The organism is Bradyrhizobium sp. cf659 (genome assembly GCF_900113725.1).
GTDB lineage: Bacteria > Pseudomonadota > Alphaproteobacteria > Rhizobiales > Xanthobacteraceae > Bradyrhizobium.
Window position 1 is genome coordinate 1 of record NZ_FOQJ01000019.1, and the last position, 18,391, is coordinate 18,391.

Below are 18,391 nucleotides of genomic sequence, written 5' to 3' on the forward strand. Positions count from 1 at the left end.
CGTTCCCAGATGATAGTGGTGCTGAGGGTTGGCGTTGAAGCCCGTCACCACGGCACGCAAACTGGCGTGACCGCTCAGTTGCGCATAGATCAGCGCGACCAAATGATCCCAGCTCTTGAACGACTTGTCGTAGGCATCCCCGTCCACACGATCCACAGCAGCCTGAAATTGCCGCCGATTGATCGGTTCAAGGAGCCTTCCAAAAATGCTATCGCTAAACCGCATGCCCGGTCACCTTCTGAGTCTCGACAACCAGAAAGTACCTGCTTCACGCCGGTTAAACCGGGCATGCTCCGCGACACAGTGAATCATTCCCCGGACAGCCCTGCGTTCTTACGGGGAGAGGGTTGGGGTGAGGGGCCTCTCTCCACACGAGCGGTCGTCGAGAGACCTGTACCCCCTCACCCGAATTCGATCTGCGATCGAATTCGACCTCTCCCCGCAAGCGGGGAGAGGTGAAGATCACCTTGGCAACTTCGCGATCGCTTCGCTCAGCTCGTGGATCTCGTAGGGTTTGCGCAGGATCGGGAAGTCGCCGCGCACGTCGGCGGCGGCCTCGCTGTAGCCGGTGGCAAGCAGGATCGGCAGGCCGGGGCGGATCAGGCGCAGGTGATGGGCGAGGGTGAGGCCGTCCATCTTGCCGGGCATCACGATGTCCGAGAAGACGAAGTCGACGCCGTTTTGCTCGAGCTCGCGCAGCGCGGATTCGGCGTCGGGGACGCGGCGAACGCGGTAGCCGAGCTGCTCCAACAAGCCGATGCTGACGATGGCGACCTCCGGATTGTCCTCGACCAGCAGCACTGTGCCGCTGCCGCGGAACGGCATCGCCTCCGCAGCTTCCCGCGCCGGCACATCCGTTCCGCGCGGCAGCAGGATGCCGAAAGTCGTGCCCTTGCCGAGTTCGCTTGTGACCTTCACCGTGCCGCCGGCCTGATGCGCAAAGCCGTGCACCTGGGACAGGCCGAGACCGGTGCCCTTGCCGATCGGCTTGGTGGTGAAGAACGGCTCGAAGATCTTGTCGACGACGTCGGCGGGAATGCCGAGCCCGGTGTCGGCGATGTCGATCGCGACGAACTCGCCGGCGAGCGGCGACTCGTCCAGCACGACGTTGCGGGCACTGATCGTCACCGTGCCGCCGTCGGGCATCGCATCGCGGGCATTGATGACGAGATTGAGCAGCGCAGTCTCGAACTCCGAGACGTCGGTCCTGATCGGCCAGACCTCGCGGTCGATGTCGAAGGCGAGGCGCACGGAGCTGCCGACGCCGGCCTCGAGCACCTCGCGGATCGCCCCGATGCGCTCGGAAAAGTCGATCGCCTGCGGGTTGACGCTCTGTCGCCGCGCGAAGGTGAGGAGCTGGTTGGTCAGCGCGGCGCCCCGCCTGGTCGCAGTCTCGATTGCCGAGATCGCGCGCTGGAGCTTGGCATCGTCGTCGGTGCCCCGCTTCAGGGTGTGAAGGCTGCCGCTGATGATCATCAGGAGATTGTTGAAATCGTGGGCGACGCCGCCGGTGAGCTGGCCGAGCGCGTCGAACTTCTGGGATTCGGCGAGCTGCTTCTGCATCGTCTCGAGCTTGAGCTGCGTGTTGCGTCGCTCGGTGATGTCGCGCGTGATCTTCGCGAAGCCGATGAGCTCGCGGTCCTCGTAGATCGGGTCGATCACAACGCTCGCCCAGAAGAAGGTGCCGTCCTTGCGGACGCGCCAGCCGTCTTCCTCGTAGCGGCCCTTGTCGCGGGCGATGCCGAGTGCGCGGGCGGGCTTGCCATTGGCCCGGTCGGTCTCGGTGTAGAAGCGCGAAAAGTGCTGGCCGACGATCTCGTCGGACGAATAGCCCTTGATGCGCTCGCCACCGATATTCCAGCTCGTGATGATCCCCTTGGGATCGAGCATGTACAAGGCGTAGTCGGCAACTCCTTCGACCAACAGCCGGAAACTGCGTTCGCTCTCGAACAAGTCTCTCTGCTGATTGGACTTTCTAACCATTTCGGACACCCTGACTCGACCGGTGCAAACGCCGAATGGGTCGTTTGGTTCCCGATTTCTGGGACATTCTTAGGCAAATGCGGCGGACGGTATGCACGGGCAGGCCGCCCGGGGAGGGCTTGACACGCAATCTTATCTGTCAGATATTTCTGTTATGACAGAAATGACCGGAAAGAAGAAACTCCCCGCCGCCGTCGAGCGCTTCATCCTGCATTGGGGCGACATGGGCGACGAATGGGGCGTCAATCGCTCCGTCAGCCAGATCCACGGGCTGCTCTATCTCGCGGAGGCGCCGATGACCGCCGAAGACATCGCCGACACGCTCGGCATGGCGCGCTCCAACGTCTCCAACTCGATCAAGGAGCTGCTGGCCTGGAACCTGATCCGGCGCGTGCCGATCCTCGGCGACCGCCGCGATCATTTCGAAGCCGAGACCGACATCTGGGAGGTTGCGGCCCGGATCGCGGCACGGCGCAAGGAGCGCGAGCTCGATCCGGCGATCACGGCGCTCAGGGCCTGCGTGTCCGATGCCGCCGACGATCTGACCATCAATCCGGTCGCAAGCAAACGGCTGAAGGAGATGCTCGCCTTCACCGAGCTCGCCGACCACTGGTTCCTGCAGATGCTGAAGGTGCCGCGGCCGCGGCTGGTCGCCCTGATGCGGCTTGGCGAGAAGATCGCCAACCTGCTGCCGCTGGGCAAGGTCAAATAGCGCGAGGGAGGGTGCGATGACGTCGGCTCGATTATCAGGCTCCAGCGCATCTCCCCCCACTCACACCAAACTGCTCGACGACCGCCGCTTCCGTGCGCTCCTGTCGGACGAGGACTGGGGACGCCTGCCGCTCGCGACCTGGCGGCGCTTTTCCAAACGCGTCGCCGACGGCGACAACGTCGTTTATGTCGGCGTGGTCGACGAGGTCGCCTTCAGCGACGCCGGCTGGTGGTTGGCGCAACTCGCACGCCTGATCGGCGGGCCATTGCCGACCGGCCGCGACACCGGCGTGCCGATGATCGTGACGGTCACCGAGGACGGCGCAAGCGGCGGCCAGACCTGGACGCGCATCTGCGCCCGCAAGCGCGGCTTTCCGCAGGTGATCCATTCCGCAAAACGCTTCGCCGGCCCGACCGGGCTCGAGGAATATGTCGGCCTCGGCGTCTCGATGGCGTTGCGCATCGCCGTCGAGGACCAGGTGCTGACCTTCCGCAGCGCTGCTTACGGCCTCCAGCTCGGACGCCTGTGGATCCCGCTGCCGCGATGGCTCACGCCGGGCGACCTCACGGTGACGCACAGCGATCTCGGCGAGGGCGCCTTCCGCTTCACCCTCGATGTCACCCACCCGCGTTACGGTGCGCTGATCCACCAGTCCGCCACCTTCAGGGAAGCCGTATCATGACGCCGCTGTTGTGGATCCTCATCGCCGTCCAGATCGTGATGGGCGTGTTCGACACCTTCTATCATCACGAATTCACCGAGCGCCTGGCCTGGCGGGTGTCGCAACGCTTCGAGCTGAAGCTGCACGGCGTCCGCAACATGCTCTATGCGCTGTTGTTCCTCGTGCTCGGCTGGCTCGAGGTTCACGGCGCGCTGGCGCTGCTGATCGTCGCGGTGCTGGTCGCCGAGATCGTCATCACGCTGATGGATTTCGTCGAGGAGGATCTGAGCCGGAAATTGCCGCCGAGCGAGCGGATCAATCACACGCTGCTGGCGATCAACTACGGCGCCATCCTGGTGCTGCTGCTGCCGGTGCTGATCGATTGGGCGATGCAGCCGTTCGGCGTGACGATCGTGCATCAGGGCCTGCTCAGCATCGCCGCGACCGCGTGCGCGGTCGGCGCGGCGCTCTGCGGCGTCAGGGATTTTGCGGCGGTGCGCCGGCTCGGCCGCATGAAGTGCGCACCGGCAGCCGGGCTCGTCGAGAAACTTCCGGGCCACAAGACCGTGCTGATATCAGGTGCCACCGGCTTCATCGGCAGCCGCCTTGCGGCGAGCCTCGGCGGGGCAGGGCATCACGTCATCGCGCTCATTCGCAACCCGGCGAAGGCCGATCTGCTGCCGCCGCCGGTGACGCTGATCACCAGCCTCGATCAACTCGCCTCGGACATGCGTATCGACGCCATCGTCAATCTCGCCGGCGAGCCGATCGGCAACGGCCTTTGGACCGAGGCGAAGCGCGCAGAGATACTGAAGTCGCGCATCGACATGACCGGCGAGGTCGTCAAACTGATCGCGCGGCTGGACCACAAGCCCGACGTGCTCGTCAGCGGCTCCGCGATCGGCTGGTACGGCCTGTGGGCCGACCAGGTGCTGACGGAATCGGCGAAGTCGCATGCCTGCTTCAGCCACGAGCTGTGCGCGGCCTGGGAGCAGGCAGCGCGGCCGGCGGAGGAGCTTGGCGTGCGCGTGGTCTATTTGCGCATCGGCCTCGTGCTCGGCACCGAGGGCGGCTTCATCACGCGCATGCTGACCCCGTTCGAGTTCGGACTCGGCGGGCCGCTCGGCACCGGGCGGCAGTGGATGTCCTGGATCGAGCGCGACGATCTCATTCGGCTGATCGCCTATGTGATCGCGACGCCCGATCTCACTGGGCCCGTCAACGCCACCGCGCCGATCCCGGTCACCAATGCAAAGTTCACCGAGGAGCTCGGCCGCCGCCTGCATCGGCCCGCGGTGTTTCGTATTCCCGGTGGTCTCTTGCGCCGGATCGGCGGCGGCTTTGCCGATGAGCTCCTGCTCGGCGGTCAGCGCGTGCTGCCGAACAAGGCGCTGAGCCGCGGTTTTGTGTTTCGGCACGAGACGCTGCGCAGCGCGTTCGAGGCGATCCTGTGAGGTGATGTCATGTCAGGCGGCGACGCTCTTGAACGTCGCCGCCACCGCCCGCAGCGCTGCCAGCTTCGCGGGATCGCTGACCTTCGAATGCAGCATCACCTTCGAGCTGCCGAGCCTCGGCAGCTTGTGCGCCGGCCCGATGTCGATGAGCCCGGGGGGCGCGATCCGCCGCGCCAGCGGCGCAATCGCAAGACCCGCGAGCGCGGCCGCGACCACCGCCGTGACGCCGCCGCCGACAAAGCGCTCGCGCCAGGCGACGCCGGCCTTGTCGAGCGCGCGGACCGCAATGGCGCGAACGCCGCAGGGCGGGGCCAGCGTCGCGAGCGGCAGCGGCTCACCCTTGGGCAGGGCGAAGCGGCGTGACGCGAACCAGCCGAACTCGTCCTCGGCCAGCTTCTCGCCGCCGCGGCGGCTGCCTTCCTGGCGGACGATCACCGCGTCGAGCCGGCCCGCGTCATAGGCGTCCTGCATCTCGCGCGAGAAGCCTATCGTGACGGCGAGCGTGAGGTTCGAGGACATCGCGTGCAGGCGTTCGAGCAGCGGCACCAACTCGGGCCCCGCGGCGTGGTCGGAGATGCCGAGCGAAAGCGACTGCGCGGCTGAAGCCTCGCCGGACAATGCGCGGTCATGCGCCTCGATCAGCGCGCGGGCGCGTTCGAGAAATGCTGCGCCGTCGGCGGTGAGCCGGACCGCGCGCGGCGAGCGCTCGACGAGCCGCTTCCCCAGCAACGTCTCCAGCCGCTGCAGCTTGAGGCTGACGGCCGCCTGTGTCGTGCCGAGCGCTTCGGCGGCGCGGGTAAAGCTCTGGAGGTCGGCGACCAGCAGGAAGGCCTTGATGGTGGCGATGTCGAGAGTGGCTGTCATTATGAATAGTTATCACTGATATCAACAGAGATAAGATACCAAAATGACGAGGGGAGGTCTAGCTTCTCATCACCACCGCGCAACGCCAGTGCGGCATCTTGAGGAGAACGACCATGCCCCTGATCACCGTGTCCTACACCACCTCCCGCCAGTCACCCTCGCTGAAAGCCGACATCGCGAATGCCGTGTCCGAGCTCACCGCAAAGATCCTGCACAAGGATCCCAAGGTGACCGCCATCATCGTGAAGTCGGTCGAGGCGGGCGACTGGTTCGCCGGCGGCAAATCGCTCGCCGAGCAGAAGCTCGCAAGCTACTGGATCGACATCCACGTCAGCGAAGGCACCAACACCAAGGACGAGAAGGCGGCCTATCTCGCCGCGATGTTCAAGCGCATGGCCGAAATTCTGGGCCCGCTGCACCCCGAGACCTATTTGCATGTCGACGAGGTCAAGGGCGACGCCTACGGTTTTGGCGGCCTGACCCAGGAGCGCCGCTACATCGCCGGCAAGCTCGAGGTTGCGCTGAAGGCGGCATGATGTTGCAGGCCGCGGGTGAACAATCCCACCCGCGGCCTGAACCGGTTGCGCGGGGCTCGTCAGCTCGCCGCGCGGAACTGAACTTCGGAATTGTTCAGGAAGCACGTCTTGTCGAACAGCTTCAGGTCCAGCGGGTTCGGCAAGCGGACATCGCTGAGGTCAGGGCAGGGCTTGATCGAGGGATCATAGGATCGATCGATCTGCGAGATAAAGACGATAACCAGCCCCTTGTCGCGCGCGAACGATTTCAGTGCGCGCACCTGAACGGTCAAGTCAGGGTTTTCCCGCCTCTGGTCGAGCAGTTGCAGATAGTCGATCACAACGACCGTGCCGCGGGGCGCTGCGGCCATATGCTTCACGACGTAGTCGCTGCTGATCGCGTCCGAGCAATCGACCTCGAACATATCAGCGAATTGCACGGGGTCGACGCCGATCGCCCGAAGGCGTTCCAGCACATCTTTCTCGGTGTATTCGAGCGAGAAGAACGCGGCGCGATGGCCCGACTTCATCGCCTCCACGGCAAGTTCGAGGCTCATCAGCGTCTTGCCCTGACCGGGGCGCGCCCCGACCAGCACCAGGTCACCCGGCCGGAATTGCGGGAACAGCCGATTGGCCGGCGTCATCGCGGCGGCTTTCGCTGCGAGCATGCTCCAGGTGGAGAACCCTTCTGTCGTGGCGATGCGGTCAAGCGCGTCGTGCAGCGGAATGCCTTCCTCGCGGGACAGGCGTTTTGCTTTCCGCTTCAGATGGTAGATGGGTGCAGATAACTTCATCGAGAGAACCTCCCATTGCGAGCAGAAAGCGCAATCCCTCCTTATGCCTGGCGCTCGAACAGTCGGTCCGATGATCTCATCGCCCGGCATGAGGTCTGCTTTCCCGGCGGAGGGGGGAGGCGTGGGCGACGCCGGAATCAGACATAGCCGATTCCGCGTCCGCCGAGAACGCGGGCGCTGCGTCTCCAACAGGAAAGCGCCTAAGCGATCGCTTCCGGCACCAGCGCGCGGGTCGGCCCGAACAGCTCTTCGAACGCTTGCCGAAGCGCGATGTCGACATCGGCCATCGTCACGAGCTGGCCGAGATCGACCAGCGAGGTGACGCCGTAGCGGGGATCGGCGACGCCGCAGGGCACGATCCCGGCGAAATGCGACAGCTCCGGCTCGACATTGATGGCGATGCCGTGGAACGACACCCAGCGCTTCAGCCGGACGCCGATCGCCGCGATCTTGTCTTCGTGCTCGGGCCCCTTGTCGGGGCGCTTCACCCAGACGCCGACCCGGTCCTCGCGCCGCTCGCCGCGGACGTTGAAGGCGGCAAGGGTGCGCAGGATCAATTCCTCCAGGCTCGCGACATAGGCCCGCACGTCTGGCCGGCGCCGCTTGAGGTCGAGCATGATGTAGGCCACCCGCTGGCCGGGCCCGTGATAGGTCAGTTGCCCGCCGCGCCCGGTGGCAAAGATCGGGAATCGGGAATCGAGCAGGTCAGATTCCTTGCCCGAGGTGCCGGAGGTGTAGAGCGGGGGGTGTTCGAGCAGCCAGACCAGCTCCGGCGCCTCGCTCGCCGCGATCGCGGCGACCCGCGCCTCCATGGCGGCCACGGCCTCCGGATAGGGTACCGGCGCGTCCGAGATCCGCCACTCCACGGGCGTGCCCGTGGAGGCGGAAAACGACGTCAAATCGAGGTCTTGACGCTGGTCTTGGCGAGGGTTTTGGGGCGAATTAACCATTGGCTAACCATAACGTGGTGATGATTGCAGGCGCAAATGCTAGTCTCAAGTTGCGGCGGTCCTGACAGTGCCCACTCTCGATAAAGTCACCGTGGATCTCATGGTCGTCCTCGGGACGACCACCATGCCGATCCATCAGGTATTACGTCTTTCCCGCGGCGCCATCATCGAGCTGGACGCAACCGAGGCCGACGAGGTCAAGGTTTTGGCCAACAACCTGCCGGTCGCCTCCGGCGTCGTGCTGGTCGACCGCAACCGGATCGCGGTCGAGGTCAAGCAGATGCTGCCGCGCACCGCTGGGACCCGGTAGGGCCCTGGGCACGCGGTGGCGGCCTGGGCATGCGGCCCCGGGCACCCGATAGGGCCGATCCGGGCAGGGAGAGAATTTCCTGCCAAGCTTGTGGAATTCTGGGCCTTTGCAGGCTTGTACCCCCCTGATGGATTTGTTAGATCGGCGCCGTTGATCCGGCCGGCCCTCAAGCCTCAGGCCGGCATCCCCAAAGCGCTCGTGGCGGAACTGGTAGACGCGCTGCCTTGAGGTGGCAGTGAGTAAAATCGTGGGGGTTCGAGTCCCTCCGAGCGCACCACAAAGCCGAATTTGGCTTTGAAATCCCTGAAGTTTTTCCGATGTAGGCCCGGGACTGGCACCACGCCAGTTCGTTTCCGCCCGCCGCTTGCGTCGGTCGAAGCCGTCGCGTGATCGGTCCGATCGAACGCGGCGATCTTCCTCATCATTCCGCTGACGCGGTAGATCGATCCCGCGATTCGCCGGCGCGATGGTGTGCGCTGGTGGCGTGGGGCTTCGTCCACCTGGGATGACCGCGGAACGATGGCTGTCGGACGCGCATTGCAGCCGATGAGTTCGCCGCGGAGATGCCGTCGCGCGGCCATGCGTTTGACGGTGGAGGACGATGAGGGACAGTGCGTCGGAAATTGCCGACATCTGGGATGCGGTTCACCTCTGCATCGACATGCAGAACATCTTTGCCCCGCGTTCAGCAATCCCGGCCCTTTTTCGAGGACGCTCTGTGCAACTCGTCCGACGTCGGGCACGATGCGCTGATGACCATGTATCGCACCCGCTTCCACGGCCAGGTCGATCTGGTGATCGCGGAAGAACTGGCGGAGTTCTGGCGGGAGTAGGGTGATGACCCGGCCCCTTCAGCCATATTCCTCGCCGATCCCGTATTCCTTGTAGATCTGAAGCGGATCCGAGTTCGGAAACAGGCGGCATTTGGCCTGGGCGAGGTGCAGGCTCACCGCCGCCGGCTCCTTGCCGCTCGAGAGCATCTTGCGGATGTCGTCCATATGCGCGCTCGGCTGGTGCTTCGGCTCGAGCTGCTCCAGCGCGACCAGCGCGGTCGCGAGGGCCTCCGTCAGAACCCAGTCGTCGTGGCCCGTGATTCCTTTCTTCGGCATCGGCAGACCCCACATGTGGCGGCGAGCCCCATTCTATCGCGACTTCCGCCAAATCGCCATTGAGCGTTGCGGACACCCGCGCGGGACAGGCCGGCCGTCGTGGCCCGGCTTGCATTATGGCCGCGCGTGGCTAAAAGGCGGCGAGTTGTGGGCGGATAGTATCTTTGTTGAAACAAAGTTGGCGTAGACGGGCCTGCGCGGCATCCAGGCCGACTGTTCCGGCCTGCATCCCATATCCCCGAAGTCGCAACACGACGCGCTTGCGCGTCTTCTCTGGGCTGGAGCCAGTATGGTCTTTCTAAGCTTCGTCTACCGCTTCGTGACCAACTTCGCGTTCATGGCGATGGTCTATTTCAGCCTGAACTTCCTGGAGAAATATCAAAACCGGGCGATCGTCGCGATCCTGGTGCTGGTCTATACCGGCATGCGCGCGGCCTCGACGCTGCGGGCGTTCTACTTCTTCCAGAAGATCGAGAAGCTGGAAGCCGAGACCAAGCGCCTTCAGGCCCCGATCAACGACGGCTCGGGCGGAACCTCGACGCGCAAGCAGATCGTGGTGGACGTTGCGCGGCTGCGCCGCGACGGCGAGCTCAAGTCCTATATGGACCTGTTCTTCCTGGCGCTGATCGTGCTGCTCTGCGTTGCCAGCATCATGCGGCAGTAGAGCTTACTGCGCGCGCTTCTTCAGGCTGGCCACGCGGGTCGGACGCGGCGCGGCGCTCGGTGCAGTGCTCTTGGGGGCCGTGCTCTTGGGGGCCGTGTTCTTGGCCTGCGCGGCATGCTTCGGTGCGCCGTGCGCAGCGTGGGCGGTGCGGTGTGCCGGCGACTTGGCAGCCTTGCCCTTCGCCGCACGGGGAGTCTCGGCCGCCATTGCCAGGCGTGTCGCGGCACGCCGTGACAATGTCGTGGACAGCAAGACCTCGATCGAGCCCTCGGGAATCGTGAACAGATCGCGGTCGGGCACGGGCAGGGTGGCGGCGACATTCGCCTGCGCCATGGTCCGGCGCGGCAGCAGCGGCTGATGCCCGGTCTGCGCATTGAGATCGGCAAGCGAGGGCGCCGGAAGCGTCTGGGTCTGCGTGAACACGAAGTTCGGCACGGCCGGCCAGCGCGCGATCGGCACGGTCTCGGTCGGCGGATGCAGCAGCCATTCCACCGGAATGGTCGGCGTCACCGGCCGCTCCGCGGTCGCAGGGACCACGTGCACGATGCGATAGCCGCGCGCCTTGAGGTCGCGGATGATCTTGGGCAGCGCCGCCACCGTGCGGGCCTGGATGTCGTGCAGCAGCAGGATGCCCTTGCCCTTGGCCTCCAGCCGCTGGATCGCGAGCTGGTAGACGCGATCGGACGACACATGCCGCCAGTCGTCGGCGGGGAAGTCGGCGCTCCAGACCTGGATGCCGCGCGAGATCAGATAATTCTCGACGCCCTCGGCGCGCATCAGGCCGGGGATGCGGAAGAACGGCGCGAGCTTGGACGGATCGGTCATCGCGGCCGAAGTCCATTCAATGCCGCCGTTGATCTCGGGCTCGAATTTTTCGGTCGGCATCCGGTCGAACGTCAGCGGATGGTTCATGCTGTGCGTGCCGACGGTGTGGCCCGCCGCCACCAGCTTGCGCACCCCTTCAGGGTTCGCCTTGGCCTGGCTGCCGATGATGAAGAAGGTCGCCTTGATGCACTCGTCGGCGAGGATCTGGAGCACCTGGTTGGAATATTTCGGCAGCGGACCGTCGTCGAAGGTCAGGACGACCTCGTGGTCCTTCAGCGGCAGCGTCTCGCGGTACTGCATGGTACCGATGCGCGGATGCTCGTGCGGATCGACCACGAGGGTGCGGGAGGTGCCGAGCGCGTCCGGGTGCCCGGGACAGTCGGCTGCAAAGGCCGTCGGTGTGCCAACGGTCAGCAAGCCCAAACAGAGGACGATCCACGATCGCGTCCGAACAACAACGCTACTTCCGATCATGAATTCCGTCAGCCCTCACACGCGATTGCCGCCATAGTAGGTCGGAGACATCAGGAAACGGTTCAGGCACCAGAACCTTTTCCATGACGAGCCCGCCTCAATACTTGCATGGCGTATCATGAACAGACTGTTAATAGGGCCCAAATCACCCCATTTTGCGCCGGCGTGACATTCCGGCATCAGCGCGTGTCGGCATTCTTCTGCGCTGCGCCCGCCGGGACGATGTGAACCACCCGATAGCCGTTCTCCCTCAGGTACCGCAGGAAAGCCGGCATGATCGCGGCCGTGCGCGCCTTGGGATCGTGGAAGAGGATGATACCCTTGCCGGCGGCGGCGAGCCGCTCGGTGATCAGCTTCAGTTCCTGCTCCGGCGTCATCTCCTCCCAGTCGCTGGCCCAGAGATCGGCCCCGAACACGACGATGCCGCGCGACTGGAGCAGGTCGAGCTCGGCTTGCGTCGCCTCGAAATAGGGGAAGCGGAAGAACGGCGTCGAGGGCGTCGTGGTCGAGGTCCCGTGCAGCGCCATCTCGTCAGCGGCGATGCCGCGGTCGATCTCGGCCTTGGCCTTGTCGAACGGGATCCGCGCCATGAACGGGTGCGACCAGGTGTGATGGCCGATGGTGTGGCCCTCGCGCGCGATGCGCTTGACCATGTCAGGATGTTCGGAGGCGGGCTGGCCGATCAGGAAGAAGGTCGCGCGCGCGCATTCCTGCGCCAGCGCGGCCAGCACTTTCGACGTCGTCGGCGGATACGGGCCGTCGTCGAAGGTCAGCACGACCTCGCGATCGGCAAGCGGCAGCGTCTGCGGAAAGCTCTTCAAGCCCACGCGCGGCGTGGTCCTGGCGTCGACGCCCAGAATGCGCGAGGTGCCGAGCGCATCCTTGCGCGGGCACTCGGCGGCCTCAGTCGAGGCGACGCCGGCGAGGGCCGCGAGCACCGCGCCCGCCGACATCGATGTCCACATCAGTCGAAGCATCTTTGCCATTGCGCTCGGAGTTGCCTTGTGGGTATTGCCTGAACCATCAGCTCATACCACTCGTTCCAACCTGTCAAACGGCGAGGCGCGCCATGGACGAACATATGGACGGTGCCCCATCCGCCGAGGCCTCGGTACTCGACCACGTGCCGATGCGCAATGAAGACGGCGAAATTCGTCACGAATTCGTCGAGGAAATTGCCCGTGCGATCGAAGCCGGCGACAGTGCGGCGCTGCGCGCCTGCGTTGCCGAGCTGCACGAGGCCGATCTCGGCGATCTGATCGGCGCATTGGAGCCCGACGACCGCGTCCGCCTGGTCGAACTCACGGGCCGCGACTTCGACTTTTCGGCGCTGAACGAAGTCGATGAGAGCGTCCGCGAGGAGATCCTCGATGAGCTGCCGCCGGAGACGGTCGCGGAAGGCGTCCGCGATCTCGAATCCGACGACGCGGTCGAGCTGCTGGAGACCCTCGACGAGGACGAGCAGGAGGAGATCCTCGAGAAGCTGCCCTTGCGCGAGCGCGTCGCGCTCGAGCGCAGCCTGCTGTATCCGGAAAATTCCGCCGGCCGCCGGATGCAGACCGAGTTCATCGCCGTGCCCCAGGATTTCACCGTGGGGCAGGCGATCGACTACATGCGCGAGACACCGGATCTGCCCGACCGCTTCTACGAGATCTATGTCGTCGACAAGGACCAGCACTGGCAGGGCGCGGTCTCGCTCGACGTCCTGCTCCGCGCCCGCCGCCCGGTGGCGCTTGCCGAGCTGACCGACGAGGATCGCCGCCGCGTCTCCGTCCTGGAGGACCAGGAGGAGGTGGCGCGGATGTTCGGCAAGTACAACCTCGTCGCAGCGCCCGTGCTCGACACCCAGGACCGCCTGGTCGGCGTCATCACCGTGGACGACGTCGTCGACGTCATCGAGGAAGAGGCGGCCGAAGACCTCAAGGCGCTCGGCGGCGTCACCAGCGACGAAGAACTCTCCGATACCGTGTTCACCATTGCCCGGGCGCGGTTCAACTGGCTGCTGGTCAACCTCGCCACCGCCTTCCTGGCGTCCTCCGTGCTCGGCCTGTTCGAGGGCCAGCTCGAGAAAATGGTCGCGCTCGCGGTGCTCGCGCCGATCGTGGCGAGCCAGGGCGGCAACGCCGCGACCCAGACCATGACGGTCGCGGTGCGCGCGCTCGCGACCCGCGAGCTCGGCTCCTCCAATGCCTGGCGCGTGGTGATGCGCGAAGGCCTGGTCGGCCTCGTCAACGGGCTCGCTTTCGCCGTGATCACGGGCATCGCCGCGGTGGCCTGGTTCAAGATCCCGGGCCTCGGCATCGTCATCGGGCTTGCGATCATCTGCAACCTCGTCGCCGGTGCGCTCGGCGGCATCCTGATCCCGATGGCGCTCGAACGTGTCCGGGCCGATCCGGCGGTGGCGTCGGGAACGTTCGTGACGACGGTGACCGATGTGGTCGGGTTCTTCTCCTTCCTCGGCATTGCGACCTTGTGGTTCGGGTTGAGGTAGCTCTCGCCTCCGCTCCGTCATTCCGGGCGCGCCACTTGGCGCGAGCCCGGAATCCATTTGTCGGCGTGCTCCGGTGCGCGATGGATTCCGGGCTCGCGCTCCGCGCGCCCCGGAATGACGACCCGCCATCATCTTTAATCCGAACTTAAGCGACCTGACGCATCATCGCCCGCGCTTGGGGGAATGGACATGCGGTTGCGGCTGAAGGCGGACGGACGGATCGTCGAGTTGCGGGACGGGCAGGAATTTCCGGTCCAGCCCACGGCCAATGCCGCGCCGGCCGACACCGGCTCGCTCGCGGTGCGCGACCTGCGCCGCCGCGCCTGCCTGACCCAGATGGAGTTCGCCGCCAAGCTCGGCGTTCCCGTCGAGACCATCCGCAACTGGGAGCAGGGCAAGCGCGCCCCGCGCGGACCGGCCCGCGCGCTGCTCGCGGTGATCGCGCATGCGCCCGACACGGTGTTCCAGGCGCTTGCCAAAGCCTGACGCGAACCTCCCATTAGCATTGCGCTGAATAACCGGCCCGGTTGCAACGGCTTCCGTTGGCAGCCTCTCGGACCCGGTCCATAATGTCTCGGGGCGACCGCAACAGAGAGGATTCCTCATGCTGTTCGTCGAGGCCAATGGTGCAAGGATCCCGGCGATCGGGCTCGGGACCTGGGAGCTGAGCGGGCGGCCATGTGGGCGCGTGGTCGAGCAGGCGCTGCGGCTCGGCTATCGCCACATCGACACCGCGCAGGTCTATGACAACGAGCGCGAGGTCGGCGATGGCGTGCGCGCCTCCGGCGTGCGCCGCGACGACATCTTCCTCACCACCAAGGTCTGGACTAACCATTTCGCGCCCAACGACCTCGAACGGTCGGTGAAGGAGAGCCTCGCGCGCCTGCGGCTTCCCTCCGTCGATCTTCTGCTGCTGCACTGGCCCAATTCGCACGTGCCGCTGGCGGAGACGCTTGGCGCGCTGTCGCATGCCAGGCAAATGGGCCTGACGCGCCACATCGGCGTCTCCAATTTTACGGTGGCGCTGATCGAGCAGGCGGTCGCGCTGTCGCCGGAGCCGCTCGTCTGCAACCAGGTCGAATTTCACCCTTATCTGGACCAGGCCAAGGTGAGGGCGGCCTGCGACCAGCATGGGCTCGCGCTGGTCGCCTACAGCCCGATCGCCAGGGGCCGCATCAAGACCGACCAGACGCTCGCCGAGATCGGGCGGGTGCATCGCAAGACGCCGGCGCAGGTCTGCCTGCGCTGGCTCGTGCAACAGAACGTCGCAGCGATCCCGCGCACCTCGCGCATCGAGCGTCTGTCGGAGAACATCGAGATCTTCGATTTTGAGCTGACGGACGACGAGATGGCCCGGATCGCCGCTCTGGCCAACCCCAAGGGCCGCCTGACCGACTTTGGCTTCGCGCCAAAATGGGATTGAGGGCGGGCTGCCGTATGCTAGGAGCAGGGCGGCAACCCAAGATCGGGCGATGGAACTGCGGAAGATCATACGGACGGACATTGCGGCGTCGGCGATCGCGCATCTGACGCTGGTGGCGCTGATCATCGTGATCAGCGAGGTCCATCCGTTTCGCAGCCAGCTGCCGGAAACTGTTACGGTCGACATCGTCACGCCGGAGCAGGTGAAGGAGGAGGAGGCCAAAGCCGAGGAGAAGGCCAAGGAAGAAGCGGAGAAAAAGCCGCCGGAGCCGATGCCCGACCTGAGACTGCCGAAACTGGATGTCACCGAACAGGCGGATCCAGCGAAGCCGGCCGCCAAGCAGCAGGCCGCGTCGCAATCATCGCAGCAGAAGGCGCGGCCCGAACCGGAGCAGCCGACGCAGCAGAAACAGCCGCCCCCCTCACAGGCGCCGAAGCAGCGTGAGGCCACCGCGCAGCCGCAGCCCCAGCAGCCGCCTCAGCAACCGCGGCCATCGCAGTTGCCGCCGCAACAGCCGCAGCCGCAGGCCGCACCTCCGGCCTATCAGGCTCCCGAACCCGACGTCACCCTCAAATACGGCGTCATGCTGGGCCTGCCGCCCGAACTGCCGATCGGGCCGAAAGACGCCCCCAAGAACGACGGCGGCGACGCCAGGGATTCGATCGGCGCGAAGCTTCCACCTGAGGTCATCGCCGAGTTTCGTCGGCACTTGAGAAGCTGCGCAAAACTGCCGGCCGGGGTCGACCCGACCGACACCGTCCACATCAAGCTGCGCACGGTGCTCGCCACCGACGGCACGCTGGCGCGCCCGCCGATCCTGATCGAAGCCCCGCCATCCGCGAAGGGCGTGGCTATCGTGAAGTCGGCGACGAGCGCGCTTCAGGCCTGCCAGCCGTACAAGATGCTGCCGGCCGACAAATACGAGGAATGGAAGGTGTTGGACTTGCCGTTCTCGCCGCGGGATTTTGGCGGGGGATAAGTTGCCTCGCGGCTATCCGCGCGCGGCGAGACAGGCGCGGACCTTGTCGGCGGCGGGCTTCGGCACTGCGTGAGCTCGCCACTGCTCGCGCGTCGCGCCCGCGGAGGCGAGGCACTGGTTGATGTTTCGGTCATATGTGGCGCGAGACATGCTGTCGCGCTTGGCCTGGCAGGCCGGGTCGCCACCGCATTCGTAAAGTGGAGCCGCCTTGGCCGTTGATACTCCGAGAATGGTCACGGCAACCGCGATCATCAGCTTGTTCATTTCGCCCCCGGAATTATGTTTTGAGTATTCTCAATGCTGCGTCTATAGCGCGTCGAACTGCTGCCTGCAACCTTGGGTGAAGTGCCCGCGGCGCTGTAGAAGCTCGCGCTGACTGTTCGGTCAATGCCTGCACGCGATAGGCCGTCGTTGCAATGTACCGCTCGCTGGCGACGACCTCGTCGTTGCGTTTCTCAACGGCATCCAAAGCAAACCATTACCCGACGGGCAAAACACCGCTAATGGTGTCAAGCCTTCTTCCCAAAAATATTCCGCTTTACCGAAATTCGGATTTGTCGTATGTGTCGCCTATCCCGGCTCATCCTTGAGGGGCGATCTTGTGTCGTCATTTTCGCGAGCCGGGCTTGCGGTGGACGCGGCAGCGTCGGGCGCGAGAGTTGCGGGCAGGGCGGATTGCTCTCCGTGAGCCCAAAACTTCGTGCCAGACGAGCGGCGCTGTCAGGTTCGTCTCGCCAGCAGGTTTCCGGCTCCGTCGACAGGGCTGGAAAAACCGCGGCGAAATGGCGAGCCGTGCGTACGGCAAAACCGTGTGGTCCTGACCGTCGTTGCTACGGTCAAGCTCTTGCGGAGGCGGCAGTCGCGTCAACCGGCGCGGTGCCGGTGAATTCCGCGAAGGCGAGGGAGGCCAGAACGAACTCGGCTCCCGGGAGAGCACGGCATAAGCCGTCCAACCACTGCGCAGGGAAGGCCGAGTGATTGGCTACACCTGTATGCTGCTGTGCGGTTTTCTGCGTGTGCCTTTCGCGCGGCAGACCGCGGGTGCCAGGTCAGCACCCGGCCTTCCCTGCGCCCTCTTGGCTCAAGAGGGTGGAGCAACGAAGCAAAGCTCGGGCGAATTGCGCCGCGAGGCTGCGAAGGCGTGTCTGCATCCAACTGCTCGCTGTCATCGCCCGGCTTGACCGGGCGATCCAGTACTCCGAGACAATTGTGGTTCAGCCGAGGAGCCGCGGCGTACTGGATTCCCCGCCTTCGCGGGGAATGACAGTGGTACTTGGAGGACGAAGTCGATGCCTCATACTCCGTCATTGCGAGCGCAGCGAAGCAATCCAGAATTCCTCTGCGGAAAGATTCTGGATTGCTTCGCTGCGCTCGCAATGACGGTGTGGAGAGAGTTGGGGTCAATGCCCGCGCTTCCGCATCCCCTCATCCGCCACCACCTCCGGCGCCATCGCCGACCATGCGCTCGAGGCGAACTGCCTGCGCCACGTCACGATCACCACGGCTGCCGTGGTCACGAACAGCACCCAGGGGCTGACGAACCAGCCGAGATAGCCGAGCGCGAAGAAGAAGGCGCGCTGGCCGCGGTTGAAATGGCGGCCGGCGGATTCGAACAGGCGCGTGGTGCGGATGACATGGGCTTCGGCCGCGGGGGTGTCGCGCTGGGACGCCGGCGGCATGCCGCCGAACAGGATGGCGACATAGTTGAACAGGCGATAGGCCCAGGCGAACTTGAAGAAGGCGTAGACGCAGATCAGCACGAGACCGACGCATTTCAGCTCCCACATTGCGGGCGAGGTGCTGAGGTCGACCGGCAGCTTGCTCAGGATCGTGATGGCGTCGTTGGTGGCGTGCAGCAGTGCCAGCGCGCCGCCGAGTGCGATGAGGCTGGTGGAGGCGAAGAAGGCGGTGCCGTTCTGGAGCGAGGCCATGATCTGCATGTCGACCATGCGCGTCTCGCGGTCGCGCAGCCGGCGCACCCAGACCTCGCGATAACGGTTCATGCGCGCCGACAGGCTGTCGCGGCCATAGGCCGAATGTTCCAGCGTCAGGGCATAGACCAGCCATTCGACGATGAAGAAGCCGACGGCGGTGATGTCGACCCAATGCCTGCCCATGTCTCTCTCCTCGCGAGCATCGCAACGATTGCCACGCAAGGCCGGGCGCAGCAACGATTGATTGAC

General features: G+C 65.2%; 20 protein-coding genes, 1 tRNA gene and 1 pseudogene. 12 read left to right on the forward strand and 10 right to left on the reverse strand.

What is annotated here, in order from left to right:
• Window positions 1-225: DUF4372 domain-containing protein (locus BM118_RS38585; protein WP_143099468.1), on the reverse strand; the 225-nt coding region annotated here is incomplete at its 3' end.
• A 237-nt stretch (window positions 226-462) separates the two neighbouring features.
• Window positions 463-1,983 (reverse strand): PAS domain-containing sensor histidine kinase, encoded by a 1,521-nt coding sequence (locus BM118_RS38590; protein WP_177235071.1) that lies wholly within the window; start codon window positions 1,981-1,983, stop codon window positions 463-465.
• A gap of 154 nt (window positions 1,984-2,137) precedes the next feature.
• Here BM118_RS38590 and BM118_RS38595 point away from each other — a divergent pair, with 154 nt between their 5' ends.
• The 3 genes from BM118_RS38595 to BM118_RS38605 are packed head-to-tail and all read left to right on the forward strand — an operon-like array spanning window position 2,138 to window position 4,810.
• Window positions 2,138-2,695, forward strand: a complete 558-nt coding sequence (locus BM118_RS38595) for a GbsR/MarR family transcriptional regulator (protein ID WP_092193077.1) — start codon at window positions 2,138-2,140, stop codon at window positions 2,693-2,695.
• Between the two features lie 16 nt (window positions 2,696-2,711).
• Window positions 2,712-3,377 carry a DUF4166 domain-containing protein gene (locus BM118_RS38600; RefSeq protein ID WP_092193079.1) on the forward strand — a complete coding sequence of 222 codons (666 nt, stop codon included), beginning with the start codon at window positions 2,712-2,714 and terminating at the stop codon, window positions 3,375-3,377.
• Window positions 3,374-4,810: a TIGR01777 family oxidoreductase gene (locus BM118_RS38605; protein WP_092193081.1), complete on the forward strand. Its 1,437-nt coding sequence runs from the start codon at window positions 3,374-3,376 to the stop codon at window positions 4,808-4,810. Before BM118_RS38600 ends, BM118_RS38605 begins: the two co-directional genes overlap by 4 nt.
• 12 nt (window positions 4,811-4,822) lie before the next feature.
• Here the strand turns inward: BM118_RS38605 and BM118_RS38610 are convergent, their stop codons facing one another.
• The gene (locus tag BM118_RS38610; protein ID WP_092193083.1) at window positions 4,823-5,674 is read right to left on the reverse strand and encodes a LysR family transcriptional regulator; all 852 of its coding nucleotides are present in this window, start codon (window positions 5,672-5,674) and stop codon (window positions 4,823-4,825) included.
• Window positions 5,675-5,787: 113 nt separating this feature from the next.
• Here BM118_RS38610 and BM118_RS38615 point away from each other — a divergent pair, with 113 nt between their 5' ends.
• Entirely contained in the window at window positions 5,788-6,210 is a 423-nt protein-coding gene (locus BM118_RS38615; RefSeq protein ID WP_092193085.1) for a tautomerase family protein, read from the forward strand.
• 59 nt (window positions 6,211-6,269) lie between these two features.
• On the opposite strand, the gene BM118_RS38620 is transcribed toward BM118_RS38615, so the two are convergent.
• Complete coding sequence (locus BM118_RS38620; RefSeq protein ID WP_177235078.1) at window positions 6,270-6,983, reverse strand: DNA helicase; 714 nt, start codon at window positions 6,981-6,983, stop codon at window positions 6,270-6,272.
• A gap of 200 nt (window positions 6,984-7,183) precedes the next feature.
• On the reverse strand, window positions 7,184-7,933 hold the full coding sequence (gene lipB / locus BM118_RS38625) for a lipoyl(octanoyl) transferase LipB (RefSeq protein ID WP_092193087.1): 750 nt from the start codon (window positions 7,931-7,933) through the stop codon (window positions 7,184-7,186).
• 67 nt (window positions 7,934-8,000) lie between these two features.
• Between lipB and BM118_RS38630 the strand changes: the two genes are divergently transcribed.
• The 3 genes and pseudogenes from BM118_RS38630 to BM118_RS38640 all read left to right on the forward strand — a co-directional run.
• Complete coding sequence (locus BM118_RS38630; RefSeq protein WP_035714832.1) at window positions 8,001-8,243, forward strand: FliM/FliN family flagellar motor switch protein; 243 nt, start codon at window positions 8,001-8,003, stop codon at window positions 8,241-8,243.
• A gap of 192 nt (window positions 8,244-8,435) precedes the next feature.
• Window positions 8,436-8,520, forward strand: a tRNA-Leu gene (locus tag BM118_RS38635).
• Between the two features lie 430 nt (window positions 8,521-8,950).
• Window positions 8,951-9,076 (forward strand): annotated as a pseudogene (locus BM118_RS38640) (cysteine hydrolase); the annotation flags it as partial.
• An 18-nt stretch (window positions 9,077-9,094) separates the two neighbouring features.
• Here BM118_RS38640 and BM118_RS38645 read toward each other — a convergent pair.
• Entirely contained in the window at window positions 9,095-9,352 is a 258-nt protein-coding gene (locus BM118_RS38645) for a hypothetical protein (protein ID WP_244550338.1), read from the reverse strand.
• A 289-nt stretch (window positions 9,353-9,641) separates the two neighbouring features.
• Between BM118_RS38645 and BM118_RS38650 the strand changes: the two genes are divergently transcribed.
• A complete protein-coding gene (locus BM118_RS38650; RefSeq protein WP_092193091.1) occupies window positions 9,642-10,016 on the forward strand; it encodes a hypothetical protein in 375 nt (124 codons plus the stop codon).
• 3 nt (window positions 10,017-10,019) lie between these two features.
• Here the strand turns inward: BM118_RS38650 and BM118_RS38655 are convergent, their stop codons facing one another.
• Together BM118_RS38655 and BM118_RS38660 are read right to left on the reverse strand one after the other, a co-directional pair.
• Window positions 10,020-11,315: a polysaccharide deacetylase family protein gene (locus tag BM118_RS38655; protein WP_092193093.1), complete on the reverse strand. Its 1,296-nt coding sequence runs from the start codon at window positions 11,313-11,315 to the stop codon at window positions 10,020-10,022.
• Window positions 11,316-11,494: 179 nt separating this feature from the next.
• Window positions 11,495-12,268, reverse strand: a complete 774-nt coding sequence (locus BM118_RS38660; protein WP_177235079.1) for a polysaccharide deacetylase family protein — start codon at window positions 12,266-12,268, stop codon at window positions 11,495-11,497.
• A 116-nt stretch (window positions 12,269-12,384) separates the two neighbouring features.
• Here BM118_RS38660 and mgtE point away from each other — a divergent pair, with 116 nt between their 5' ends.
• From mgtE to BM118_RS38680, 4 genes are all read left to right on the forward strand, one after another.
• On the forward strand, window positions 12,385-13,806 hold the full coding sequence (gene mgtE, locus BM118_RS38665; protein ID WP_092193097.1) for a magnesium transporter: 1,422 nt from the start codon (window positions 12,385-12,387) through the stop codon (window positions 13,804-13,806).
• Window positions 13,807-13,989: 183 nt separating this feature from the next.
• Complete coding sequence (locus BM118_RS38670; RefSeq protein WP_092193099.1) at window positions 13,990-14,292, forward strand: helix-turn-helix domain-containing protein; 303 nt, start codon at window positions 13,990-13,992, stop codon at window positions 14,290-14,292.
• 118 nt (window positions 14,293-14,410) lie between these two features.
• Window positions 14,411-15,229: an aldo/keto reductase gene (locus tag BM118_RS38675; protein ID WP_092193100.1), complete on the forward strand. Its 819-nt coding sequence runs from the start codon at window positions 14,411-14,413 to the stop codon at window positions 15,227-15,229.
• A 49-nt stretch (window positions 15,230-15,278) separates the two neighbouring features.
• The gene (locus BM118_RS38680) at window positions 15,279-16,208 is read left to right on the forward strand and encodes a hypothetical protein (RefSeq protein ID WP_092193101.1); all 930 of its coding nucleotides are present in this window, start codon (window positions 15,279-15,281) and stop codon (window positions 16,206-16,208) included.
• A 12-nt stretch (window positions 16,209-16,220) separates the two neighbouring features.
• Here the strand turns inward: BM118_RS38680 and BM118_RS38685 are convergent, their stop codons facing one another.
• Window positions 16,221-16,472, reverse strand: coding sequence for a hypothetical protein (locus tag BM118_RS38685; protein ID WP_244550339.1), 252 nt, complete (start codon window positions 16,470-16,472; stop codon window positions 16,221-16,223).
• 1,136 nt (window positions 16,473-17,608) lie between these two features.
• Window positions 17,609-18,325 (reverse strand): DUF599 domain-containing protein, encoded by a 717-nt coding sequence (locus tag BM118_RS38700; RefSeq protein ID WP_092193103.1) that lies wholly within the window; start codon window positions 18,323-18,325, stop codon window positions 17,609-17,611.
• Between the last annotated feature and the right edge of the window lie 66 nt (window positions 18,326-18,391).